Annotated in this window: 19 protein-coding genes; 8 read left to right on the forward strand and 11 right to left on the reverse strand. The window is 75.2% G+C overall.

Annotated features, from left to right (window positions below):
- Positions 1 to 165: 165 nt before the first annotated feature.
- Both D450_RS0108500 and D450_RS0108505 read left to right on the forward strand, forming a co-directional pair.
- Positions 166 to 1,281, forward strand: coding sequence for a glycoside hydrolase family 3 C-terminal domain-containing protein (locus D450_RS0108500; RefSeq protein ID WP_449289456.1), 1,116 nt, complete (start codon positions 166 to 168; stop codon positions 1,279 to 1,281).
- 14 nt (positions 1,282 to 1,295) lie between these two features.
- Positions 1,296 to 2,216, forward strand: coding sequence for an aldose 1-epimerase family protein (locus D450_RS0108505; RefSeq protein ID WP_017538241.1), 921 nt, complete (start codon positions 1,296 to 1,298; stop codon positions 2,214 to 2,216).
- Between the two features lie 84 nt (positions 2,217 to 2,300).
- Here D450_RS0108505 and D450_RS0108510 read toward each other — a convergent pair whose 3' ends face one another.
- The 3 genes from D450_RS0108510 to D450_RS0108520 form a co-directional block, all read right to left on the reverse strand.
- On the reverse strand, positions 2,301 to 4,052 hold the full coding sequence (locus D450_RS0108510; RefSeq protein WP_017538242.1) for a glycoside hydrolase family 6 protein: 1,752 nt from the start codon (positions 4,050 to 4,052) through the stop codon (positions 2,301 to 2,303).
- A 123-nt stretch (positions 4,053 to 4,175) separates the two neighbouring features.
- Positions 4,176 to 5,714 (reverse strand): cellulase family glycosylhydrolase, encoded by a 1,539-nt coding sequence (locus D450_RS0108515; RefSeq protein ID WP_017538243.1) that lies wholly within the window; start codon positions 5,712 to 5,714, stop codon positions 4,176 to 4,178.
- Between the two features lie 28 nt (positions 5,715 to 5,742).
- On the reverse strand, positions 5,743 to 8,646 hold the full coding sequence (locus D450_RS0108520) for a glycoside hydrolase family 48 protein (RefSeq protein WP_017538244.1): 2,904 nt from the start codon (positions 8,644 to 8,646) through the stop codon (positions 5,743 to 5,745).
- A gap of 384 nt (positions 8,647 to 9,030) precedes the next feature.
- Here D450_RS0108520 and D450_RS34565 point away from each other — a divergent pair, with 384 nt between their 5' ends.
- Positions 9,031 to 9,225 (forward strand): hypothetical protein, encoded by a 195-nt coding sequence (locus tag D450_RS34565; protein WP_017538245.1) that lies wholly within the window; start codon positions 9,031 to 9,033, stop codon positions 9,223 to 9,225.
- Here the strand turns inward: D450_RS34565 and D450_RS0108535 are convergent.
- Positions 9,202 to 9,522 carry an AbrB/MazE/SpoVT family DNA-binding domain-containing protein gene (locus D450_RS0108535; RefSeq protein WP_017538246.1) on the reverse strand — a complete coding sequence of 107 codons (321 nt, stop codon included), beginning with the start codon at positions 9,520 to 9,522 and terminating at the stop codon, positions 9,202 to 9,204. The two genes, D450_RS34565 and D450_RS0108535, sit on opposite strands and share 24 nt — an antisense overlap.
- A 110-nt stretch (positions 9,523 to 9,632) precedes the next feature.
- Between D450_RS0108535 and D450_RS0108540 the strand changes: the two genes are divergently transcribed.
- Positions 9,633 to 10,799 (forward strand): DUF418 domain-containing protein, encoded by a 1,167-nt coding sequence (locus tag D450_RS0108540; protein ID WP_017538247.1) that lies wholly within the window; start codon positions 9,633 to 9,635, stop codon positions 10,797 to 10,799.
- On the opposite strand, the gene D450_RS0108545 is transcribed toward D450_RS0108540, so the two are convergent.
- Together D450_RS0108545 and D450_RS0108550 are read right to left on the reverse strand one after the other, a co-directional pair.
- A complete protein-coding gene (locus D450_RS0108545) occupies positions 10,790 to 11,719 on the reverse strand; it encodes an alpha/beta fold hydrolase (RefSeq protein WP_017538248.1) in 930 nt (309 codons plus the stop codon). The genes D450_RS0108540 and D450_RS0108545 overlap by 10 nt on opposite strands.
- The gene (locus D450_RS0108550; protein ID WP_017538249.1) at positions 11,716 to 12,786 is read right to left on the reverse strand and encodes a tartrate dehydrogenase; all 1,071 of its coding nucleotides are present in this window, start codon (positions 12,784 to 12,786) and stop codon (positions 11,716 to 11,718) included. Before D450_RS0108550 ends, D450_RS0108545 begins: the two co-directional genes overlap by 4 nt.
- Positions 12,787 to 12,896: 110 nt before the next feature.
- On the opposite strand from D450_RS0108550, the gene D450_RS0108555 reads away from it, so the two are divergent.
- Positions 12,897 to 13,811 (forward strand): LysR family transcriptional regulator, encoded by a 915-nt coding sequence (locus D450_RS0108555; protein ID WP_017538250.1) that lies wholly within the window; start codon positions 12,897 to 12,899, stop codon positions 13,809 to 13,811.
- Positions 13,812 to 13,826: 15 nt separating this feature from the next.
- On the opposite strand, the gene D450_RS0108560 is transcribed toward D450_RS0108555, so the two are convergent.
- Positions 13,827 to 14,408, reverse strand: coding sequence for a TetR/AcrR family transcriptional regulator (locus D450_RS0108560; protein WP_017538251.1), 582 nt, complete (start codon positions 14,406 to 14,408; stop codon positions 13,827 to 13,829).
- 190 nt (positions 14,409 to 14,598) lie between these two features.
- Here D450_RS0108560 and D450_RS0108565 point away from each other — a divergent pair, with 190 nt between their 5' ends.
- A complete protein-coding gene (locus D450_RS0108565; RefSeq protein WP_017538252.1) occupies positions 14,599 to 15,360 on the forward strand; it encodes an SDR family NAD(P)-dependent oxidoreductase in 762 nt (253 codons plus the stop codon).
- A 3-nt stretch (positions 15,361 to 15,363) separates the two neighbouring features.
- On the opposite strand, the gene D450_RS0108570 is transcribed toward D450_RS0108565, so the two are convergent.
- Both D450_RS0108570 and D450_RS0108575 read right to left on the reverse strand, forming a co-directional pair.
- Positions 15,364 to 16,272, reverse strand: a complete 909-nt coding sequence (locus D450_RS0108570; RefSeq protein ID WP_017538253.1) for a serine hydrolase — start codon at positions 16,270 to 16,272, stop codon at positions 15,364 to 15,366.
- Positions 16,251 to 17,195 carry a LysR family transcriptional regulator gene (locus D450_RS0108575; protein WP_017538254.1) on the reverse strand — a complete coding sequence of 315 codons (945 nt, stop codon included), beginning with the start codon at positions 17,193 to 17,195 and terminating at the stop codon, positions 16,251 to 16,253. Before D450_RS0108575 ends, D450_RS0108570 begins: the two co-directional genes overlap by 22 nt.
- A 139-nt stretch (positions 17,196 to 17,334) precedes the next feature.
- Here D450_RS0108575 and bla point away from each other — a divergent pair, with 139 nt between their 5' ends.
- Together bla and D450_RS0108585 are read left to right on the forward strand one after the other, a co-directional pair.
- Positions 17,335 to 18,240 carry a class A beta-lactamase gene (gene bla / locus D450_RS0108580; RefSeq protein ID WP_017538255.1) on the forward strand — a complete coding sequence of 302 codons (906 nt, stop codon included), beginning with the start codon at positions 17,335 to 17,337 and terminating at the stop codon, positions 18,238 to 18,240.
- Between the two features lie 202 nt (positions 18,241 to 18,442).
- Positions 18,443 to 19,162: a L,D-transpeptidase family protein gene (locus tag D450_RS0108585; protein WP_017538256.1), complete on the forward strand. Its 720-nt coding sequence runs from the start codon at positions 18,443 to 18,445 to the stop codon at positions 19,160 to 19,162.
- A gap of 50 nt (positions 19,163 to 19,212) precedes the next feature.
- On the opposite strand, the gene D450_RS0108590 is transcribed toward D450_RS0108585, so the two are convergent.
- Positions 19,213 to 20,640 (reverse strand): sodium:solute symporter family protein, encoded by a 1,428-nt coding sequence (locus D450_RS0108590; protein WP_241483101.1) that lies wholly within the window; start codon positions 20,638 to 20,640, stop codon positions 19,213 to 19,215.
- A gap of 195 nt (positions 20,641 to 20,835) precedes the next feature.
- A complete protein-coding gene (locus tag D450_RS0108595) occupies positions 20,836 to 22,584 on the reverse strand; it encodes an ABC transporter ATP-binding protein (protein WP_017538258.1) in 1,749 nt (582 codons plus the stop codon).
- Between the last annotated feature and the right edge of the window lie 5 nt (positions 22,585 to 22,589).

The following is a 22,589-nucleotide window of genomic DNA, read 5'->3' on the forward strand; positions in this document are numbered from 1 at the left end:
CTGCGCCTGGTGGACCGCGCGGTCCGCCGGGTGCTCCGGCAGAAGGCCGGGCTGGGGCTGCTCGACCCCGGGTGGCGGGCGGTCCCCGAGGACGGCGGCGGCGACGTGGACCTGGACTCCCCCGCCAACCGCGCGCTGGCCCGGGAGGCCGCCGAGGCCTCGGTGGTGCTGCTGGAGAACCGCGGCGCCCTGCCGCTGGACCCCGGCACCGGCGCCCGGATCGCGCTCGTCGGCCCCTGCGGGGCCGAGCCGCGCACCTTCCTGGGCTGCTACTCCTTCCCCAACCACGTGCTGTCCCGCTCCGCCGACCGGGGCACCGGGGTGCGGGTGGACTCCCTGGCCGAGGCGCTGCGCGCCGAGTTCCCCCGCGCCCGGGTGGAGCAGGCCGACGGGGTCCCGGTGCGCGAGGCCGACCGCTCGCAGATCCCCGCGGCCGCGGCGGCGGCCCNGGTCGGCGACCTGGCCGGGCTGTTCGGCCGGGGCACCTCCGGCGAGGGGTGCGACGCCCCCGACCTCGCGCTGCCCGGCGCCCAGGGGGAGCTGGTGGAGACCGTGCTGGCCACCGGCACCCCGGTGGTGCTGGTCTGCGTGTCCGGCCGGCCCTATGCGCTGGGCGCCTACGCCGAGGGGTGCGCCGCGCTGGTCCAGGCGTTCCTGCCCGGCGAGGAGGGCGGGGCGGCGATCGCCGGGGTGCTGTCGGGCCGGGTGAACCCCGGGGGCCGGCTCCCGATCGGGGTGCCCCGCCACCCCGGCGGCCAGCCCGCCCCCTACCTGGCGCCGCCGCTGGGACGGGCGAGCGCGGGCATCTCCGACCTCGACCCCTCGCCGCTCTACCCCTTCGGACACGGCCGGTCCTACACCTCCTTCGCCCTGTCCGACCTGCGGCTGAGCACCGCCTCGATCCCCGCCGACGGGGAGCTCGCGGCCGAGGTGACGGTACGCAACACCGGCGGGCGGGACGGCGACGAGGTCGTCCAGCTCTACCTGACCGACGAGACCGCGCAGGTCACCCGCCCCGAGCGGGAGCTGGTGGGCTACGCCCGCATCGGGGTCCCGGCCGGCGGTGCGCGCCGGGTGCGGTTCCGGCTGCACGCCGACCGCACCTCCTTCACCGGGCGCGGGGGCGCGCGCATCGTCGAGCCGGGCGCGTTCACCCTGGCGGCGGGCCGCTCCAGCGAGGACCTGCCGCTGTCCGCCCGCTTCACCGTCACCGGGGCGCCGCGCACGGTCGGCGAGGGCCGCGTCCTGACGACCCCCGTGGAGGTGGTGCCGACCGGGTGAGTACCCTGCCCGCCATGCCCCTCGACACGCCCCTCGCCCCCCTCGACGTTCCCCGGCACCGCCTGGCCGCCGGGCCCTACGAAGCCGTCGTCACCGAACAGGGCGCCGCCCTGCGCGGGCTCCGCCACCGCGGCCGCGACCTGGTGTTCGACCGGTCCGGAGCCGTCCCCTTCCCCCGCTTCTCGGGCGCGGTGCTCGCCCCCTGGCCGAACCGGATCGCCGGCGCCGCCTACCGGTTCGCCGGCCGCGAGCACCGGCTCGGGGTGGACGAGCCGGGGCGCGGCACCGCGCTGCACGGCCTGGCGGTGTGGGACCGCTGGGAGGCCGAGGAGGCCTCCGAGACGGCCCTGACCCTGTCCGACGTGGTCTGGCCCCGCCCCGGGTACCCGTTCACCCTCGGGGTGCGGGCCCACTACGCGCTCGGCGAGGACGGCCTCTCCCTCACCCTGACCGCCACCAACCTGGGGCGGGAGGCCGCCCCCGCGGGCCTGTCCGCCCACCCCTACTTCACGGCCGGGGACGGCGCCTGCGACGACTGGAGCCTGCACCTGCCCTGCCGGGAGGTGCTCACCGTGGACGGGAACCTGATCCCCACCGGCCGCGTGCCGGCGCACGAGCAGGGCCTCGACTTCACGGCGCCGCGCGCCGTCGGCGGCGCGGTGGTCGACCACGCCTTCACCGGGGCCCCCGAGGGGCCCGGCGAGGCGGTGCTGGACGGGCCCGGCGGCGGGGTGCGCATCGGCTGGTCGCCGCGGTGCCGGTGGGTGCAGGTGTACACCCTGCACCTGCCCGGCGGGCCGGACCACCGGCGCGCCGTCGCCGTGGAGCCCATGACCTGCGCCCCCGACGCCTTCAACAGCGGCGAGGGCCTGGCCGTCCTGGAGCCGGGCGAGAGCCTGTCCATGGAGATGACCGTCGCGGCCGCCGGGGACTGAGACCGGCCGCGCCCCGCCCGTGGCCGCGCCCCCGCCGGAGGGGGGAAGGAGGGGGCGGGGGCGCGGCCGGTCACCGGAATCCGGTCACACGGAGGGATGGGCGTTGGCCAGGAGCTCCTGGAACTGCGCGGAGAACCAGTGGCCGGCCAGCGGGGCGTCCGGCAGGGCGCCGGACGGGTTGTTCCCGTTGCGCGGGTTCCCCTCATAGGTGGGGTCGCACATCCGGTCGAAGCCCTTGCCCTCGTCGTTGGGGATCTCCTCGCTGGAGCCGTCCGACTCGCCGGGCGGCTTCACCCAGACGTAGGCGTCGATCCCCGGCTCGGGCTCGGCGGCGGGCCGGTGGCCCAGCCCCGCGCCGGACTGGTTGCACCAGTTCCCGACGTGGATCCTGCGGTCGACTCGGCTGTCCTCGACGAAGGTGTTCAGGTCGGTCGAGGAGCTGGGGCCCGACGGCCGCTCCGCGCCGCCCCACCCGTTGCGGGAGGTGTCGATCAGCATCCCGGTGTCGGCGCTGAACCCGACGGAGACCGCCTCCTCGCGCAGCCCCTGGGCGAAGGTCAGCTCGTCGACGTACTGGTTCCAGTCGATCCAGTCCGACTGGCGGATCTGCTGCCCGCCGACCGTGTCGCCCACGTCGAAGTGCGGCTCGGTCAGCGCCGAGTAGTTGGCGGTGTTGGTGACGAAGCCGTGCACGTCGTCCGGCGAGGCACCGTGGGAGTTCGCGGTCTCGTAGAACAGCTCCATCGCCGGTCCGAGGTTGGTGTCCCAGCCGATCCAGCCGTGGTGCCCGGCGTCGACGTAGTTGTAGACGTTGGGGATCTCGCCCAGCGTGTCGAGGGCGTAGGCCACGCCTTCCTCGTAGTTGCCGTTGGCGAGCATGGTGTCGCACGCCTCGGTCGCGCCGGGGTTGCCGCCGACGTTGGTGACCAGGTTCGGCAGCGAGTCGGGCTCGATGGTGGCGACGATGCGCAGGTCGGCGTACTTCTCGTCGCCGAGGATCTCGGCGATGGGGTCGATGTACTCCTCCTTGTAGCGGCCGATCTCCTCCGGGCCGAGCTCGCCGTTGGAGGCCAGCGCGGCGCAGTCCCGGCCGGGCAGGTTGTAGATCACGGTCTGGATCACCATGGGCCGGTCCCCGGAGCTCTGCTCCAGGGCGGCGTCGAGGTGGTCGCGCAGGCCCATGTCGCCGGTGGTGGGGCTGTCGTTGCCCTCGATGGCGCCGATCCGGTCCATCCACACGGCGGTGGACTCGTCGGCCACGGCCTCGCCGCCGGGCTCGGAGGCGGCGTTCTCGGACCACACGGGGTTGACGTAGGTGTCGGCGCCCGCGAAGGGGTTGTCGACGCGCTCCCCCGGCTCGGGGTCCGGGTCCGGATCGGGGTCCGGGTCCGGGCCGGGATCGGTGGTGCCGTCGCACTCCACGCCGTTCAGGGTGAAGGTCCCCGGAACCGCGTTGTCGCCGCTGTGGTTCCCGTTGAACCCGAACTGCGCGGTGGCGTCGGTGCCCAGGGTCGCATTGTGCCCGGAGCCGGTCACCTCCACGTGGGCGCCGTCCTGGGCGAAGGTGCCGTTCCACCCGTTGGTGACCTGCTGGTCCCCGGGGAAGTCCCACTCCAGCTTCCAGGAGTCCAGCGGGTCGCCGAGGTTGGTCACCGCCACGTTCGCGGTGAAGCCGGAACCCCAGTCGTTGGCCACCGTGTAGTCCACGGTGCAGCCCTCGGCGGCCTGCGCCGGGGAGCCCACGGCGAGCGCGGCCGCGCCCAGGGCGAGCGCCGAGACGCCGGCCGCGGCCCGTCCCGGCCACCGCCGGTCCCGGCGATGGGTGTGTGATCTCATCGATCCTCCTCTGGGGGTGGCCCGCCGCGCGGTGTCAGTGCGGCGGGCCGGGGGGATGGGGGTGCTGGGACCGGCGCCCGGGGGCCGGGCGCCGCCCCTTCCGGACCGGGGCGGCCACCGCCGTCAGGCGGCGGCGCAGTCGGTGTCCCCGATCCGGAAGTCATCGGGTGCGGGTGCCGAGGGCCCCGTGGCCTGGACGCCGACGGCCGACGAGGCACCGGGGTCCAGTGCGCGTGCCCAGTCGGGGGCGGAGGCGGTGACGGTGCCCCCGTCCTGCGAGACCCGGGCGCCCCACCCGTTCGCGACCCGCACGCCCTCCGGGGCCGTCCAGGTCAGCGTCCAGTCCTCCAGGGCCGTGGAGCCGTCGTTGGTCAGCACGGCCTCCGCGGTGAAGCCGGCGTCCCAGGCGTCGGTGACCCGGTAGTCGACGGTGCACGCGGCGCCGTCCGGCGGACCGCCGCCGTCCCCGCCGCCGGGCGGCAGCAGGTAGGGCTCCAGGTAGGCGTACTTGTCCTGGTCGACGGTGGTCCAGTCGTCCTGGAGGATGCCGCCGGTGTCCCCGGAATTGGGGTTCCAGGACCAGTAGGTGAAGTCGGTCCCGGTGGGCCCTTCGCCGAGGTAGGACATGAGCTCGCCCAGCCAGACCCCGTCGCGCGGATCCTGCAGGGTGGTGCCGAACTCGCCGAGCAGCAGCGGGGCGGCCCCGTCGTGCTCGATGTGCCCGAAGAAGGCGTCCCACAGACCGGGCATGTTGTCCGGGAACGCGGGGTCGTCGAACCAGTCCTGGTCGGCGACCGAGGTGGCGTACTCGTGCGCGGAGTAGACGAGCTTGTCCGGCTCGCTCAGGCGCACCGGGTGCTCCGGGACGCCGGAGAGGTTGCCGCCCCACCAGCCGCACTCGGGCGCCGGGGTGCCGGGGACGCAGTCCACGCCCTCGACGATGACCAGCCAGTCCGGGTTGGCCTCCAGGACGGCCTCGCCCGCGCGCTCGGCGGCCAGGCGCCAGTCCCGCTCCGGGTCTGCGCACCCCCAGCACGCCCCTTGCCCGTCGGCGGTGGAGTGCGGCTCGTTGTGCAGGTCCGCGCCGATGACGGTGGGGTCGCCGGCGTACCGCTCGGCGAGCATCGTCCAGTCCTCGATCCACTCGCTCTCCGGCACCTCGGGCGTGTACCAGAGCGGCGACTGGGCGTCGGCCGCCGGGCGGTGCCGGTCGAGCACGACGCGCATGCCGTGCGCGTCCGCCTCCTCCACGACGCGGTCGATGATCTCCAGTCCGGACAGGCCCTCCAGGCCGGGGTTGAGTTCGAGATCGATACCGGAGGGCTCGGCGCCCGGGTCGAGCGCCTCGTTGGAGTAGGGCAGGCGGATGGTGTTGAAGCCCAGCTCGGCCATCTGGGCGACCATGGCCTCCAGGTTCCGGGCCCAGAGCCCGTGCGGGGCGTAGGTCTCGGTCTCCGAACCGAACCAGTTGACACCGGTCATCCGGACCGGGGCACCGGAGGCGTCCACGAGCTGGGCGCCTTCCGCGCTCCAGGGGCCGTCGCCGGTGCCCGCCGGGGCCGGGGCCGCCGGGGCGGGGTCCGCCCCGGCGGAGGGGGCGGCCGCCATCGGGACCGCGGCGAGGACGGCGGCGAGGACGAGTGCCGCGAGTCGGCGTCGCATGGGGTCTCCTCCTTTCCGTTCGCCGCCGTCAGCCGAACAGCTCGTCGTGGACGGCGAACGCCGTGGCGATCTCGGTCTGGGACCAGAACCGGTGGTAGGTGAAGGAGGGAGCGGGCCCGTCCGGGTCCTCCAGGTAGGCCTCGACCTTCGGCCACTGCGGGTCGTCCCGGTAGAAGGACCGGATCGAGGTGAAGGTGGCCCCGGGCCCGACCGGGTCGCCGTTGGCCATCTCGCCCGACCAGCCCTGCGGGATGTACACCTCGTCGTCGAAGCGCGCGTAGTCGGCCCGGGTCTCCTCGACGGCGATGCCGAGGTCGTCCCGGTGCTCCAGCAGGGCGTCGAGCAGCCCTTCGGCGGCGGTGCGCGCGGCGGTGTCGCCCGACCCGGCGGCGTAGTGCATCAGCGTCTTGGCCAGTGCTGCGGCCACGCCGACGTCCTGCCCGTGCGAGGCGACCTCCACGTGCAGGTCCGGGTTCCCGGTCGGCGAACCGGTCCAGTCGTCGGGGCGGCCGGACCACTCCAGATCGGACGGGACCGCGAACTCCCCGCCGGACCCGATCTCGGTGTTCTCCAGCGCCCAAGGGACCCAGGCGTCGAGGATCTCCCCGGCGCGCTCGTCGCCGGTGGTGCTGTAGAGCTGGGCGATCCGCTCCATGCTCCACACCTGGAAGCCGAACCAGTTGTTCGACGGCGGGTCGTGCCAGACCGGCTGCCAGTCGTAGTACATGCCGTAGAACCGGGCCGCGTCGTCGGGCGGGTCGGCGTACCGCCCGGCCCAGCTGTTGGTGGCGCCCCCGGCGATGCCCCCCTCGGCCGACTGGAGCCACTGCACGAACTCCAGCTGCCGGTCCATGCTGGTGGCCCAGTCCTCCGCGGCCGTCGGCGACGCGGGGGTGAGCGCCTCGGTCTCCGACAGGGCGTAGGCGGCCATGGGGTTCTGGTAGCCCTGGTGGGCCGAGCTGCCGCCGATCCGCCACGCCCACGGGTACTGCGCGCTCTCCATGGCGCCGCCCCAGGAGTAGTACCAGGACATCAGGTAGTGGGCGCTGTTCTTGCCCTGCCCGCCGGGGCACTCGTGCTCCCCGGCGCAGTCGCCGATCCGCTTGAAGTACTTGTCGTACATGGCGTAGCGCAGGTAGTCGCCCATGCGGGCGGCGTCGTCGACCACCCCGGCCACGGCGCCGGCGTTGCCCTGCTCCTCGGCCCACGTCTGCGCCAGGTGCGCCACCTGGACCGCGCGGGCGTCGGCGTCGGGCGCGTTGGTGTAACGCCACTGCTGCGAGTACTGCCGGTCGTCGGTGAACAGGTCGAGGAACCCGTTCTCGCCGCCGTGCGCGTAGGTCTCGCACGAGGGGTGCGGGACGGTCTCCCACACCGACTCCTGCGACCCGCGCTGGAAGGTGTTGATGTAGGCGGGCGCGTCGTCGGACCCGTCGCCGCAGAACCCGTACCCGTAGGTGTTGTCCACGTCGAGCAGCCAGTGCATGCCGTAGACCTCGTCGGTGCCGTAGGTTCCGCTCAGCTCCTCGGCCAGCGGGTCCTCGCCCGTGGGCACGCTCTGGTCCAGCGCGGCCGGGTAGCCCTGGGGCTCGTCGTGCTCGGGGATGTAGGTCGCCGGCGAGGACGGGTCGTAGGCGGCGTTGGTGGGCTGGTCCGCGGTGCCCGGGACGATGTGCTCCTCCAGCGACGCCCACGCGTCGGTGAAGGGCTCCCAGTCACCGGTCGCCCTGCCGTAAGCGGCCTCCAGCCACAGGTAGTAGCTGAACGCCTCGGATGTGGTGGCGTGCCCGTGGTCCGGCGCCTCCACAATGAGGGTCTCCACCGAGTGGTAGGGCACCGGCAGCCCGCCGAACTCGCGGAAGTACCCGTTGTCGGGGTCCTTGATCTTGTCGTACTGCTCCAGGAACGCCTCGTCGTACTCGGAGGCCGATCCGCCGATCTCGGTGACCTCGACCTCGGCGGAGCCGTACCCCCCGGCCGACGCGGTGAGCACCGCCGAGGCCGGTTCGCCGCCGTTGTCCGCGGAGGCGACCGTCACCTCCTGCGGCTCGTCCCAGTCGCCGGGGCCGAAGGAGAGCGAGGCGCCGTCGGCGACGGTGATGTCCCCGCTGCCGCCGGTGCGGGCCACCTCCACCTGGACGGCGTCCTCGGGCGCGTTGGACAGTTCGAGGGTGAAGGAGGAGGACCCGCCCTGGCGCACGGTGACCGAGGAGGGCCGCGCGGTGATCGTCGGCTCGGCCAGCACCTCCACCGCCACCGGGGCCGAGGCGGTCGCCGCCCCCTCGTCGTCGACGGCGGTCGCGGTCAGCGAGTACCGGCCCGGCTCGGCGCCGGACCACTCCGCGGTGTAGGGGGCGGTGGCGTCGGAGGCGATCTCGGTGCCGTCGGCCTGGAAGACGACGCGCTCGACCTCCCCGTCGGCGTCGGAGGCCTCGGCGGCCAGACCGACCGTGTCCTCGGCGAGCAGTACGGCGCCGTCCTCGGGCGCGGTCAGCGCGACCTCGGGCGGGGTGTTCCCGCCCTCGCCGCCGCAGGGCGTGCCGTTGAGGGTGAATCCGGTGGGCGCGCCGTTGGCGCCGGACAGGGAGGCCTGGAACCCGAACGAGGCGGCCTCGCCGGGGTCCAGGTCGGGGTTCCAGGACGGGTGGGAGACGGTGACGTCGGCCCCGTCCTGGGAGAAGCCGCCGTTCCAGCCGTTGGTGATCTGCTGGCCGTCGGGGAAGGTCCAGCCGAGCGACCAGTCGGAGACGGGCTCGTCGCCGTTGACCACGGTGACGGCGGCGGTGAAGCCGCCGTCCCATTCATCGGCGACCTCGTAGTCGACCGAGCAGGAGGGGGCGGCGTGGGCGGGGGCGGCGGGCGCGAGCACCGCGGCGAGCGCGGCGGTCAGCACGCCCGCGAGCAGGCGCAGGGGTCGGTGCCGGGGGCTCATGGGGGATACCTCCAGGGGGTGCTCCCCTCCCGGCGCGGGACGCGGCAGAGGGCGCCGGAACGGGCGCGCGGGGAGCGGGAGGAGCGGAGGGCGGGCGTCGGGTCAGGGACGGCGGCACTGCCGGGGAGGGAGCTCCCAAGCGGCGGCGCCACCGCTTGGGAGCGCTCCCACACCTCGAACGGTAGACATCACGCGCACCCACTGGGAACCCCCCGTCACGGCACCGGAGGAAAGCGCATCCCCGGCTTCCCGGGCCGCCCGTCCACCTCTGGCGAGTTCAGCGGGCGCACCGGCGTCCTGGATCCCTCCCCGGCCGGATCCGGCCACCCGAGGGAGGGTGGCCGGATCCGTGAGCACGAGGTATTCGGGCGCTAGGATCGCGCCATGTCCCCCATCGCCGCCAGCACGCGCGTCGACCTCGCCGGGCTCCTCGACTTCGTCCGGCCCCGCCACCGCGCCCTGCACGGCCCGGCCGGGCCCGGGGTGACGGGCCTGGTCGTGCACGTGTTCAGCGCCGAAGAGGGCACCCCGGAGGCCGAAGGGCCGGCGCGCCTGTCAGGACGCCGCGCCGTCGGCTGACCCGCCGTCGCCCGACTCCTCGTCCCCCGTCCCCTGGTCCGGGTCCCCGGCCATGTGCTCGCGGACCATGCTCAGGAGCGCGTTGGACCCCTGCAGGTTGGCCATGAGGCGGTCGAGCGTCATCAGCGCCAGGCCCTGCTCGGGGTCGCCGAGGACGAGCAGCTTGGTCCCCGGCGTGATGCCCAGGTCGCGCCGGGCCTGCGCGGGCAGGGAGATCTGGCCGCGCTCGCTCACCGTCACCGCGCCGTAGAAGCCCCGGCCCCCGGGGCCGTACGCGGCCGTGCCGTCCGCCGCCATGTCGCCACCGCCCTCCCGTGCGCACCGGTGCGCATGATCTGCAAAGCATATCAAGCCGAACATGTCCGCAACCGGTCACGGACGACAGCACATGATTTACACGTCATAGCATGTGGTTCATCCACCTGGCGGAAGGAGGCGCCGTGACCGCCACCGCGACCTTGGCCCCGGCCCGCGCCCTGGCCCCCGACCTGGCCCGCGGCGCCATGCTGCTGGCCATCGCCTGCGCCCACGCCCCGCTGTTCGTCGCCGCCGTCGACCGCGGTCCTGCCGCGGCCGACGGCGCCGCCCTGGCCCTGTACGAGGTCGCCGTGGGCAACCACGCGCGGCCGATGTTCGCCTTCCTGTTCGGCTACGCCCTGGTGCAGATGCTCGACCGGCGCACCCGCGGCGGGGACGACCCCGCCGGCGTCCGGCGCATGCTGCGCCGCCGCGGCGGGTGGCTGGTGGTCTTCGGCGCCGTGCACACGCTGGTCGTGCCGATCGACATCCTGGCGGTCTACGGGGCCGTCTCGGTGCCGCTCATCGCCCTGCTGCGGGTCCGGCGGCGGACGCTGCTGTGGACCGGCTTCGCGCTCCTGGTGCCCGCGACCCTCTCGGTGGGCATGGGGACGTGGACGGCGATGTCGCAGGGCGTGTGGACCTTCGAGATCGGAGCGGTTCCCCCCGTCACCGGAGACCTGGCGCAGGTGTACGCCGAGCGCCTCCCGGCCTGGGCCTTCTCCCTGCTCTTCGGCGGTGTGGCCGTCGCTCCGCCCATCGTCTTCGGTATGTGGGCGGCACGCCTGGGCGTGCTGGACGAGCCCGCCCGGCACCGCACCCTGCTGATCCGCGCCGTCGTCGCCACCCAGGCCCTGTCCGTGGCCGGCGCGGTCCCGGCGATCCTGGTGCACTTGGACGTGTGGACCCCCGCTTCGGCGGGCGCGCTGTGGACCGCCGCCCTCCTCCAACCGCTGACCGGCTTCTTCGGCGGGATGGGGCTCGCCGCCGCCATCGCTCTGGCCGCGATCGCCGCAGCGCGCTCCGGCGGGCGCACGACCGCCGCGCTCCAGGCGCTGGGGCAGCGGTCGATGACCTTCTACCTCTTCCAGAGCGCCGCGTTCCTCCTGGTCTTCCGCTCCTACGGCCTGGGGCTGCAGGACCGCCTCGGCCTGGCCGGCGCCTTCGGCGTCGCCGCCGCCGTATGGGCGGTCTCGCTCGCCGCGGCCGAGGCGATGCGCCGCGCGGGGCGCCGCGGCCCAGCCGAGGTCCTGCTGCGGCGGCTCTCCTACCGGTGATCCGGCTCCGGGGCGAGGAACGCCTCCAGGCGCGCGGCGGTCTCCCCGGGGCGCTCCTCCTGGACCAGGTGCCCGCAGTCCAGGGCCTCCCCGTCCACCGGCGCCCCGGAGACCTCCCTCCACGTGGCCGGGACGTCGTACAGCCGCCCCACGGTGCCGCGCGCCCCCCACAGCGCCAGCAGGGGCCGCGTGAGCAGGCGCCCCTCCCGAGCGTCGGCGGCGTCGTGCTCCAGGTCGACGGTGGCGGCGGCGCGGTAGTCCTCGCAGACGGCCCGCACCGTGTCCGGGTCGCGGTAGCACCGCAGGTACTCGCGGGCCAGGTCCTCCTCGGGCACCCCCGGGGTGCCGCTCTGCTCGCGCAGGTGGGTGCGCAGGAAGGTCTCGGTCGCCCCGGCGATCATCTCCTCGGGCAGCGGCGCCGGGCGGATGAGGAAGAACCACCAGTAGTAGCGGGAGGCGAACTCCCGGTCGGTGCGGGCGTACATGGTGGCGGTGGGCGCGATGTCCAGGACCGCGAGCCGCTCGACCGCCGCCGGGTGGTCCAGGGCCATCCGGTGGGCGACGCGCCCGCCCCGGTCGTGCCCGGCCACGGCGAAGGAGGTGTGCCCGAGCGCGCGCATCAGGCGCACCTGGTCCCGGGCCATCGCGCGCTTGCTGTAGGCCAGGTGCGCGTCGTCACTGGGCGGCTTTCCCGAATCCCCGTACCCGCGCAGGTCTGGGGCGACCACCGTGAAGCGCTCGGCCAGCCGGGGGGCCGCCGCCCGCCAGGTGGCGTGGGTCTGGGGGTGGCCGTGCAGCAGCAGGAGCGGCGGACCGCTCCCGGCGGTCGCCGCCCGGATCCGCAGCGGAGGGCCGGCGTCGGTGGCGACCTCCACGTCGGCGGCGGCGAACCCGGGCAGCATCGTGGCGGGCGCGCTCATGCGACCGCCTCGGCCACCGCCTTGCCCAGCGAGGCCGTGGTCCCGGTTCCGCCCAGGTCCGGGGTGAGCACGGCCGGGTCCCCGGCGAGCACCTCCTCGATCGCGCGCAGCACCCCCGCGGCCGCCTCGGCCTCCCCCAGGTGCTCGAGCATCATCGCGCCGCTCCAGATCTGGCCGACCGGGTCGGCGATCCCCTTTCCTGCGATGTCCGGCGCCGACCCGTGCACCGGCTCGAACAGGCTCGGGTAGCGGCGCTCGGGGTCGATGTTGGCGCTGGGCGCGATCCCGATGGTGCCGGCGCAGGCCGGGCCCAGGTCGGAGAGGATGTCGCCGAACAGGTTGCTGGCCACGACCACGTCGAACCGGCCCGGGTCGCGCACGAAGTGCGCGGTGAGGATGTCGATGTGGTAGCTCTCCACGGCCACGTCGGGGAAGGCGGCGGCCATGGCGGCCACCCGCTCGTCCCAGTAGGGCATGGTCTGGGAGATGCCGTTGCTCTTGGTGGCCGAGGTCAGCCGCCGCTCCCGGCCGCGCGCCAGCCCGAAGGCGTAGCGCAGGATCCGGTCGACGCCGGTGCGGGTCATCACCGTCTCCTGGACGACCGTCTCGCGCTCGGTGCCCTCGAACATCCGCCCGCCGATGGAGCTGTACTCGCCCTCGGTGTTCTCGCGGACCACCAGGAAGTCGATGTCGCCGGGGCCGAGCCCGGCCAGCGGGCTGCGCACCCCCGGCATCAGGCGGACCGGGCGGACGTTGGCGTACAGGTCGAAGCGCCGCCGGAACTGCAGCAGGCTCCCCCACAGCGAGACGTGGTCGGGCACGGTCGCCGGCCAGCCCACGGCGCCGAGGAAGAGCGCGTCGTGGCGCACCAGCTCCTCGAACCAGCCCTCGGGGAGCATGGCGCCGTGCCGCTCGTAGTAGGGCGCCGAGGCGAAGCCGTACTCGACCGGGTCGAGCTCGAAGCCGTAGGCCTCGGCGGCGGCGCGCAGCACCCGCACGCCCTCGGGGACGACCTCCGTGCCGATGCCGTCTCCGGGGATCACGGCGATCCGGTACCTGCGGCTCATGCGGGCTCCTCTCCGGTTTCCGGTGCCTGGCGGATCGAAGCTACCGGGCAACAAGCCGTGAGAGAATGCCGCGCGGATCAACGCTCCCTTGCCTGTGCGGAAAGAAGGCGATGACGGCCCTCTCCGACCTCGACGACCTGGAGTTCTTCGCCGCCGTCGCGCGCTCGCCGAGCCTGACCTCCGCCGCGCGCGAGTGGGGCGTCACCCTCTCGGCGGTCAGCAAGCGCCTGACCCGCCTGGAGGAGCGCCTGGCCGCCCAGCTCGTCCGGCGCAGCACCCGCAGGCTCTCCCTCACCGAGGCGGGCGAGCTCTACGCCTCGGGGGCCCGCGGGATCCTGCAGGACCGCGCCGACCTGGAGGAGCGGGTCGGCCGGTCCTCCGGCCGGCTGCAGGGGCCCATCGCCCTGCACTCCACCATGGGTCTGGGGCGGCACCACATCGCCCCGCTGCTGCGGGAGTTCGCCGAGGCCCACCCCGGGGTCGGCGTGGAGCTGACCCTGTCCGAGCACGCCTTCAGCATCGCCGGGTCCGGCTACGACGCGGCGGTCCGGGTGGGACCGCCGCCCGACGCCCGGCTGCGGCTGCGGCGGCTGCACCCCAACCGGCGCCTGGTCTGCGCCGCCCCCTCCTACCTGGAGGCCCACGGCGCCCCGCGCACCCCGGCCGAGCTGTCGGGCCACAACTGCCTGGTGATCAAGGAGAACGACGCCGACTTCGGCGTCTGGCGGTTCGGCACCGGTCCCGGCGACGAGACGGCGGTGCGGGTCTCGGGGGACATGGCCGGCAACGACGGCGAGGTGATCGTCGGCTGGTGCCTGGAGGGGCGGGGCCTGATGCTCCGGTCGGCCTGGCACGCCCTGCCGCTGATCCGCAGCGGCCGCCTGGTGCAGGTGCTGCCGCAGGTGCCCACCCCGCCGGCCGACGTGTTCGCGGTCACCGACGCCACCGCCTTCCTCCCCCGCCGCACCCGCGCCCTCCTCGACCACCTGGCCCACGGCCTGGCCGCCCGCCTGGCGGAGGAGTGAACCCGCGAGGGCCGTTCACTCCCGGAGGAGGGGGAGTCCCCGTTCCAGGGTGTGCAGGGACGTGTGGAGCGCAGCGGCGTAGGAGGGGGCCTCCCCTTCCCCGAGTGCCGACTCCTCGGCGCCCAGGCGCAGGGCCGCGTTGAGGGAGGCGGCGTGCACGCGCACCTCCAGGTCGTCGGCGGAGCGGCCGGTGCGTTCGGCGAGGATGCCGGCGAAGACCCCCTCGGCCTCGCGGTGCACGTCCAGCCACACGGCCAGCAGTCCCGGCTCGGTGCGGGTCATCCGGATCAGGGCGGTGACCGGGCCGGCCGCCGGGGCCTCTCCGGCGAAGGCGGCCCGGTCCTCCAGGTGGGCGAGCAGGCCGGTGCCGCGCGGCCAGGTGCGCAGCCACCCGGCCATCGCCTCCAGCCCGGAGGTGAGCAGCGGCCGGACGCACCCCTCCTTGCTGGGGAAGTAGCGCCAGAGGGTGCGCGCGGAGACACCGATCGCCGCGGCGATGTCCTCGCCGGTGGTGGCGGCCACCCCCTTCTCGGCGAACAGCTCCGTGGCGGCCCGGGCGATCTCGGTGCGCACCGCCTGCCTGCGGCGCTCGCTCATCGGCGGGGGGCGNGCACCGGTCCCTCCTCCGTCCTCGGGCGTGCTCGGGGCCTCAGGCTAGCCGTGCGGCGGAGCACCCTCCGACAAAATGTCACTCAGCGACAAATAGTCGTACCATGACAGAAAGAGTCCCCCACGCACCCACTCACCCCCGCGCACACCGCGCACCACCACCGAAGGGAGCCCCGCCATGCGGACCGGGCTGGAGTCCAAGAGCGCCGTCGTCACCGGGGGCGGGTCCGGCATCGGCCGGGCCGCCGCCCTGCGCCTGGCCGAAGAGGGCGCGAAGGTCCTCATCGCCGACATCGACGCGGCGGCCGCCGAGCGCGCCGCCGAGGAGGTCCGCGCCGCCGGCGGGACCGCCGGGGCGGTCGTGGGCGACCTGAGCCGGCAGGAGGTCGTGGACCGGGTCGCCGGTACCGCCGCCGAGCGCTTCGGCGGCATCGACGTGCTGGTCAACAACGCCGGGATCATGGACGACATGTCGGCCGCCGCCGACGTCACCGACGAGCTGTGGGAACGCCTGATCCGGGTGAACCTGACCGCGCCGTTCCTGCTCACCCGCGCCGTGCTGCCGCACATGCTGGAACGGGGCTCGGGCGCGATCGTGTTCACCGCCTCGGAGGCCTCGCTGCGCGGCAGCGCCGCCGGGGCCGCCTACACCGCCGCCAAGCACGGGGTGGTCGGGCTGGTGAAGTCGACCGCGGTGATGTACCGCGACCAGGGCATCCGGGTCAACGCGGTCGCCCCCGGCGGTACCGCCACCGGCATCCGGGTGGACGCCGACGCCTCCGCGGCCGGCCCGCGGGTCCTGGGCGCCTACACGGCCGGCATCGGCCGGGTCGCCGAGGCCGACGAGCTCGCCGCGGCCGTCGTCTTCCTGGCCTCCGACGCCGCGAGCAGCATCAACGGCGCCGTGCTGCCGGTGGACAACGGCTGGTCGGCGGTCTGAGCCTCACGCCCGCGCCGCCCGGAGGCGGTCGCGCAGGCGCCGCGCCACGGCCCCCATCAGCGCCTCCGCCTCCGGCTGCACGATGGCCGCCACCCGCGACTCGGTGAGCGCCGCCACCGCGTAGGCGCCGCCGCCGTCGTGCTCGACCACGCCGATCTCGTGGCGCAGGTTCAGCAGCGTCCCGGTCTTGGAGGACCACCGCGCCGCGTCCGAGGCGAAGTCCGGGGCGAGCCGCTGCCGCAGCGTGTTGGCGGCCATCAGGCCGCGCACCCGCTCGGCGGTCCCGGCGTCCAGCGTGCGCGGCCGCCACAGCTCCTGCAGCAGGTCGGCGTAGGCCCGCGCGGACCCGGCGCTGGCCCGGGTGACGTCCAGCTGGGGGACGCTGTGCCCGCGCCCCTCGGTGCCCGCCTCGATCGCCAGCCGCTGCGCCAGGTGGGCGTCGGCCGGGGCCAGGTGGGCCTCGGGGGTGTCCCGCAGGTGCCGCAGCGTGTTGCGGATGGTGATGCCGTCCAGGCCCAGCTCCTTGAGCAGCCCGGCCACCTCGGCCGGCGGCGTGAGGGCGAACAGCGCCTCGGAGGCGGCGTTGTCGCTGACGGCCATGCTCAGGTACAGCAGGTCCTCCACCGCGATGCTCACCGGGTGGCGGAAGCGGCTGATCCCCGTCGGCCCCGGGACCACGTCCACCCCCGGGGTCAGCAGCACCTGCCGGGCGGGGTCCAGCTCCCCGCGCCGGACCCGCTCCAGCACCGCCGTCGCCAGCGGCACCTTCACCAGCGAGGCCGTGCTGAACTCCAGGTCGGGCTCGATCCCGATCTCCTCGCCCGAGTCCAGGTCGCGCACCAGGAACGAGCCGCGCAGTCCGCCCTCGTCCAGCTCCTCGCGCAGCCGTCTCAGGAAGGCCTCTTCCCGCACTCCGCGCCCTCCTCTCCGGTCCCCTCGGCGGCCTCCCCGCCGCCGTCGGCCCCCAGGCAGCGCGCGATCCCCGCGCGCAGCGGCCCCCGCAGCCGGCCGGGGTCCTCGCCGCCGCTGGTGGCCGCGTCGAACCCGCGCGCCAGGTCCTCCTCGCCCACCGGGCGCCAGTACAGCCCCAGGTCGTCGGCCTGGCGCTCGGACGCCAGCAGCAGGTCGCCGCCGTCGAGCACCTCGGCCAGCGCCCCGGCCAGCGTGCGGGCCAGGGCCACCTGGGCCGGGCGCAGCCCCGCCCGGTCGCGCAGCCGGAAGACGCGGTCGCGCACGTGCGGCACGTCGTCCTCGGGCTGGATCCACAGCCGACGCGGCCGCCCGGGCCCCGGGGACCGCCCCGTGCGCCCGGAGCGCAGCGTCTCCAGGTACACCGCCGCCCCCTCGGGCTCGGTGGCCGAGGCCGCCCCCAGGGGCACCCGCCACACCGCCTCGGCCTCGGGCACCGCGACCAGGGCCGCGCGCACCTCCTGGGAGCGCAGCAGCTCGGTGCGGACCGCCGGCGGCGCCGCCTCCAGGTCCAGCCGCAGGCCCAGGCGGCGCGCCCGCACGTCCAGCAGGGCCAGGTCGCCGGTGGTGCACACCTCCGGCACGGCCAGCCGCAGCGGGGCGTTGCGGGCCTGCTCGGCGGCGTCCTCCATCGCCTCGGCCAGCCGGACCAGGCGGCGCGCGGCCGGCAGCATCTCGCGGCCGAACGGGGTCAGCCGCGCCCTGCGGCTCGACCGGTCGAAGAGCCGCCCGCCCAGGTGGCGCTCGAGCGCGGCGATCCGTCTGCTGGCCACCGGCTGGGCCACCCGGGCGGCGGCCGCCCCCAGGGTGAAGCTGCCCTGCTCGCTCACGTGGACGAACGCCCTGCAGGCGGCGACGAGGTCCATGGGCTCACCTTATGCCGCTGCGGCATGGAAGGCGCCGTTTCCGTCTTGGACAGCATCCGATCCGCGGGCCAGACTGCTGGGCAGGGTTCCCGGGGCCCTTCCGAATCGCCGTACCGCCGCAGATGAGGAAGGCCGAACCATGCTGATCGAACGTGCGCTGCCCGCGCTGCTCGCCGCGGCCGTGGTGCCCGCCGCCGCCTGCTCCCCTCAGGAGGAGGCGGCCCCGACCGCGGGCACGTCGCAGACCGGCGCCGAGGCCGGCGCCGATGCCGGCTTCGAGCGCCTTGAGGAGGAGTTCGGCGCCCGGTTGGGCGTCTACGCGCTGGACACGGGGAGCGGCGAGGAGGTCGCCTACAACGCCGACGAGCGCTTCGCCTACGCCTCCACCTTCAAGGTGCCGGCGTGCGGCGCGGTCATGGAGGAGCACTCCCTCAAGGAGATGGAGGAGACCGTCGTCCACTTCGACGAGGAGGACCTCGTCACGTACTCGCCCATCACCGAGGACCACGTGGACACGGGGATGACGCTGATGGAGGTGTGCGACGCGGCGCTGCGCTACAGCGACAACACCGCGGCCAACCTCCTGCTGGAGGAGATCGGCGGCCCCGAGGGCTTCCAGGAGGCGATGCGCGAGCTCGGCGACGAGGTGACCGTCTCCTCGCGCTGGGAGACCGAGCTGAACGAGAACAAGCCGGGCGACGAGCGCGACACCAGCTCCCCGCGGGCGTTCGCCGGGAATCTGGAGGAGTACGTCCTCGGCGACACGCTGGAGGAGGACAAGAGCGAGGCGCTCGCCGACATGATGGTCCGCAGCACCACCGGCGACACCCTGATCCGGGCCGGGGTGCCGGAGGACTGGAAGGTCGGCGACAAGTCGGGGATGCCGGGCTACGGCGCCCGCAACGACATCGCCGTGATGTGGCCCCCGGAGGGCGACCCGATCGTGCTGGCGGTCTACTCCACCAAGGACACCGAGGACGCCGAGTCCGAGGACGAGCTGATCGCCCAGGCAGCGGAGGAGGCCGTCGCGGCCCTGCAGGGCTGACCGGGACCGGCCCCGCACCGGCCGGCCCCGTCGCACGGGGCCGGCCGGGCTCCTGCACGCACCCCTGCCCGCCCCGTTCACCGGGCCTTCACTCAGAGGCGCCCGAGCTTAAGGGAGCAGGCCGGTAATGGCGGGGGGAAGAGGGGGAAAAGAGGGAAATGACCCTACGACGTTCCCCCCNAAAGAGGGGTAAAAGAGGGAAATGACCCTACGACGTTCCCCCCGCCGTGCGGCCACGGTCGCGGCGCTCGCCCTGGCGGCCGCCGTCGTCCCGCTCCCCGACGCCCCACCCGCGGGCACCGCCTACGCGGCCGTCGCCCCCGCCTCCGACCTGCTGCGCGCCGGCGACTCCGGCCCCGAGGTCCAGACCCTCCAGGAGCGCCTGAGCGGCCTGGGCTACTGGCTCGGCACCGCCGACGGCGAATTCGGCACCGAGACCTCCCTGGCGGTGCAGGCCCTGCAGAAGGCCGCCGGGATCGACCGCGACGGGATCGTGGGCCCCGACACCCGCGCCGCGCTCGACGAGGGCGCGCGCCCCTCCGCCCAGACCTCCAGCGGCCGCGCGGTCGAGATCGACCTGGACCGCCAGCTGCTGATGACCGTCGAGGACGGGCAGGTGCAGGAGGTGTTCAGCACCTCCACCGGCTCCGGCGAGCCCTACACCTCCCGCGGCGAGCGGCACATCGCGACCACCCCCACCGGGAGCTACCAGGTGTTCCGCGAGGTCGACGCCTGGGACCCGGGCCCGCTCGGCGCGCTCTACCGGCCCAAGTACTTCAACGGCGGCATCGCCGTCCACGGCTACGGGTCGGTCCCGCCCTACCCCGCCTCCCACGGCTGCGCACGCGTGGGCCTGAAGGCGATGGACCACCTGTGGGAGAGCGGCCACCTCGACGTCTACGACACCGTGCTGGTGCGCTGAGGCCGCACCGCGCACCGGGAGCGGGCGGGGCCCGGCGCGGCCGCCNCGCCTCATTCCCCGCCGGCGCGGAGCGTGGTCCCCACGTCCATCCGGGCGCGCTCCCGCGCCAGCCGCTCCCGCGCCTCCTCCCGGGTGATCGGCGTCGGCGGCGTCACCAGGCTCACCGCAACCCCGCACACCAGGGCCGCCGCCATCGACGGGAAGACCGGGTTGCCCCAGGACTCCGACCAGGAGGCGGTGCCCTCGACCGCCAGCGCCGCGGCCGAGCCGCCGGCCATCGCCGCCAGCGCGCCCTGCCAGGTGGCCCGCCTCCAGAAGCGGCCGAGCAGCGAGGCGACCAGCAGCCCGGTGAGCACGGTGGAGATCATCAGCGTGATGTAGTCGATGATCGTGGTGGCCGCCAGCGCGCACAGCAGCGCCAGCAGCAGCACGCCGGCCAGGCACAGCCGGGACAGCCGCACCATGTCCGCGGACCGGGGCAGCCGCCCGGTGACCAGGTGGGCCACGTCGCGCAGCAGGATCGTGGTGGCCGCCACCGCGTCGGAGTCGCCCGAGGACATGGTCGCCGACAGCCCTGCCACCAGCAGGAACGCGCCCACCCAGACGGGGAACAGGGTGGTGGCCAGGTAGGGGAAGGCCATGTCGGGGTTGTCCAGGCCCGGCGCCAGGGCGCGGGCGGACATCCCCGCCACCGCCGGCAGCAGGGCGAACGCCGCGAACAGCCCGCCGACCCAGGCGAAGCTCCGGCGGACCGTGGCGGTGTCCCGCGCCGAGTAGATCCGCTGCCGGTAGGACGGCGTGGCCAGCACGCCCACCGCCACCACCGCCGCCAGCGACGCCGCCGGGACCGGCCCCAGCGCCTCGATGCCGAGCAGGGAGGAGGCCTCGGCGGGCACCCCCTCGGTCAGCCCGGACGGCCCTCCCGCCGCCGCCAGCGCCAGCACGGCCAGCACGGTGAAGCCGATGAAGAGCACGGTGCCCTGCACCGCGTCGGTGACGACCACCGCCAGGTAGCCGCCGACCACCGTGTACAGCCCGAACCCGGCGGCGACCACGACCTTGGCGAGCTGGGGGTCCATGCCGGTCAGGTAGGACAGGTAGAGCGATCCCCCCAGGATGTGCGCGCCCAGCCAGCCCACCGAGGCCAGCACGAGCACCACCGAGACCACCCCCTTGACCGCCCGGCTGGCGCCGAAGTAGGAGCTCATCTCCTCGGAGAAGGTCATGAAGCCGTGCCGGCGCACGTCGGCGAAGAGCCACATGAGCAGCAGCACCCCGCCCGCGCCGCCGATGCCGTACAGCGCCCCGGCCCAGCCGTTCTCGTAGCCGAACCCGACGGCGCCGAGGCTGGAGCCGGTGCCGACCAGGGTGGCCAGGGTGGTGCCGAGCAGCAGCGGGGTGCCCAGGCTGCGTCCGGCCAGCAGGAAGTCCTCCCCGCTGCGGGCGCGCCGGGCGACCCACACGCCCAGGCCGAGCATGGCCGCCAGGACGGCGAGCAGCACCGGGAGGTAGATCGGGGAGGAGAGGTCGTCCGGCACGGGGGCCTCCGATCCGCACGCGGGGGACAGGGCGAATTCAGGAGCCACATGGTGGCTCCGTGGGCCCCCCGGGCGGACCCCCCGGAGGCGATCGTGCTGCACTGCACACCGCCGTGGTGCGGTGCACCCCCGCCCTCAGCGGCCGTCGCTCCAGGCCTTCCACAGGTCGGCATAGGGGCCGCCGCGCCCCACCAGCTCGGCGTGGGGGCCCGTCTCCACGACGCGCCCGGCCTCCATCACCACCACCCGGTCCGCGCCCACCGCCTGGGGCAGCCGGTGCGCCACCACCAGCGCCGTCCTGCCCTCGGTGGCGGCCAGCGCCGCCCGCTCCAGGCCCCGGGCGCCCGCGCTCCCGGCCTCGGCACCGGCCTCGTCCAGCACCGCCACCGCCGGGTCGGCCAGCACCAGCCGCGCCAGCGCCACGTGCTGGGCCTGGTCGGCGGTGAGCCGCGTGCCGTTCTCCCCCACCGCGGTGGCGATCCCCTCCGGCAGCGCCTGCGCCCAGGCGCGGGCGCCGACCCGCTCCAGTGCCCGCAGCACCCGCTCGTCGTCGGCGCCGGGGTCGGCGATGCGCACGTTCTCGGCGAGCGTCCCGGAGAACATGTGGGACTCCTGGCTGACCATGGCGACGTGCCGGCGCAGGTCCGTGCGGGGCACCCGCTCGACCGGGACGCCGCCCAGCAGCACCCGCCCCCCGGTCGGCGCGAGCCGCCCGGCCACCGCCCGGGCCAGCGTCGTCTTGCCCGCCCCGCTCGCCCCCACCAGGGCCACCCGCTCCCCCGGGGCGATGTCCAGGTCCACCCCGTCGAGCACCGCGGGCCCGTCCTCGTAGCGGTGCACCGCCCCGCGCACCCGCACCCCGCCGTGCGCCGGGCGGGCCGGATCGGCCGGCTCGGGAGGCTCGGGCAGGTCGAGCACCCCGGCGATGCGCGCCAGGCTCGCCCCCGCCGACTGCACGTCGTCGAAGCTGGTCATCAGCGCCCCGAAGGGGTCGAAGAGCCGGTGGAACAGCAGCGCCGCCGCGGTCACCGCGCCCACGGTGGCCTGCTCGGTCCCCACCAGCCAGAAGCCCACGGCCACGATCATCGACAGCCCGACGCACTCGGCCGCGTTCATCCCCCCGATGAACCGGCTGAACAGGCCGAACACCCCGATCTCGGTGTCCCGGGCGGCGGCGGAGCGCTCGGCGACCAGGGCGGAGCGCCGCTCCCGCAGCCGGTAGGCCTCCACGGTCGGCGCCCCCTGCAGGGAGCTGACCAGCGCCTGGGCCCGGTCGCCGAGCTGGGCGCGCTGGCGGGCGTACATCGGCGCGGACCTGGGCAGGTACCAGCGCAGCGCCAGCGCGTGCACCGGCAGGGCGCACGCGCCCGCCAGCCCGAGCCGCCAGTCCAGGGCGGCCATCCCGCCCAGCGCCAGCACCACCAGCACCAGCGAGGTGAGCACCAGCGGCGCGCGCTCGCGCACCACCTCCGAGGTCCGGGCCACGTCGTCGCCGACCCGGGAGAGCAGGTCGCCGGGGCTGAGCCGGGAGAGCCGCTCCTCCGGCAGCCGCACCGCCCTGCGCATCACCGCCTCGCGCAGCCGCGCCAGGACCCTCTCCCCGGCCCGCGCCAGCAGCACCGACTCCAGCGCCGCGAGCACGCCCCCGGCCAGCGCGGCGAGGGCGATGACCCCGGCCAGCGCCAGCACGCGCCCGGTGCCCCCGCCGTCGACCACCGCGTCCACCAGCAGGCCCAGCGCCCAGGGGCCGGCGAGCACGCAGGCGTTGGCCGCCACGCTGGCGGCGACGGCGGCGGCCCCGGTCAGGCGGACCGCGCGCACCTGCCGCGCCAGCACCGCCAGGGTCCGGCGGCCGGAGGCCACCGGCAGGGGCCGGGAGGGCATCGCAG

This window comes from Nocardiopsis halophila DSM 44494 (assembly GCF_000341245.1).
Lineage (GTDB): Bacteria > Actinomycetota > Actinomycetes > Streptosporangiales > Streptosporangiaceae > Nocardiopsis_A > Nocardiopsis_A halophila.

Bases quoted from the DNA above. Each gene is read 5' to 3' on its own strand.
- D450_RS0108515 (WP_017538243.1), bottom strand. From the start codon at position 5,714: ATGCGACGCCGACTCGCGGCACTCGTCCTCGCCGCCGTCCTCGCCGCG.
- D450_RS0108585 (WP_017538256.1), top strand. From the start codon at position 18,443: ATGACCCTACGACGTTCCCCCCGCCGTGCGGCCACGGTCGCGGCGCTC.
- D450_RS0108535 (WP_017538246.1), bottom strand. From the start codon at position 9,522: ATGGCGGCGGACGGCACGGCCGCGTACGGCCCCGGGGGCCGGGGCTTC.
- bla (WP_017538255.1), top strand. From the start codon at position 17,335: ATGCTGATCGAACGTGCGCTGCCCGCGCTGCTCGCCGCGGCCGTGGTG.
- D450_RS0108560 (WP_017538251.1), bottom strand. From the start codon at position 14,408: ATGAGCGAGCGCCGCAGGCAGGCGGTGCGCACCGAGATCGCCCGGGCC.
- D450_RS34565 (WP_017538245.1), top strand. From the start codon at position 9,031: ATGTCCCCCATCGCCGCCAGCACGCGCGTCGACCTCGCCGGGCTCCTC.
- D450_RS0108555 (WP_017538250.1), top strand. From the start codon at position 12,897: ATGACGGCCCTCTCCGACCTCGACGACCTGGAGTTCTTCGCCGCCGTC.
- D450_RS0108545 (WP_017538248.1), bottom strand. From the start codon at position 11,719: ATGAGCGCGCCCGCCACGATGCTGCCCGGGTTCGCCGCCGCCGACGTG.
- D450_RS0108520 (WP_017538244.1), bottom strand. From the start codon at position 8,646: ATGAGCCCCCGGCACCGACCCCTGCGCCTGCTCGCGGGCGTGCTGACC.
- D450_RS0108565 (WP_017538252.1), top strand. From the start codon at position 14,599: ATGCGGACCGGGCTGGAGTCCAAGAGCGCCGTCGTCACCGGGGGCGGG.
- D450_RS0108550 (WP_017538249.1), bottom strand. From the start codon at position 12,786: ATGAGCCGCAGGTACCGGATCGCCGTGATCCCCGGAGACGGCATCGGC.
- D450_RS0108510 (WP_017538242.1), bottom strand. From the start codon at position 4,052: ATGAGATCACACACCCATCGCCGGGACCGGCGGTGGCCGGGACGGGCC.
- D450_RS0108540 (WP_017538247.1), top strand. From the start codon at position 9,633: ATGTGGTTCATCCACCTGGCGGAAGGAGGCGCCGTGACCGCCACCGCG.
- D450_RS0108505 (WP_017538241.1), top strand. From the start codon at position 1,296: ATGCCCCTCGACACGCCCCTCGCCCCCCTCGACGTTCCCCGGCACCGC.
- D450_RS0108595 (WP_017538258.1), bottom strand. From the start codon at position 22,584: ATGCCCTCCCGGCCCCTGCCGGTGGCCTCCGGCCGCCGGACCCTGGCG.
- D450_RS0108590 (WP_241483101.1), bottom strand. From the start codon at position 20,640: ATGCTCGGCCTGGGCGTGTGGGTCGCCCGGCGCGCCCGCAGCGGGGAG.
- D450_RS0108575 (WP_017538254.1), bottom strand. From the start codon at position 17,195: ATGGACCTCGTCGCCGCCTGCAGGGCGTTCGTCCACGTGAGCGAGCAG.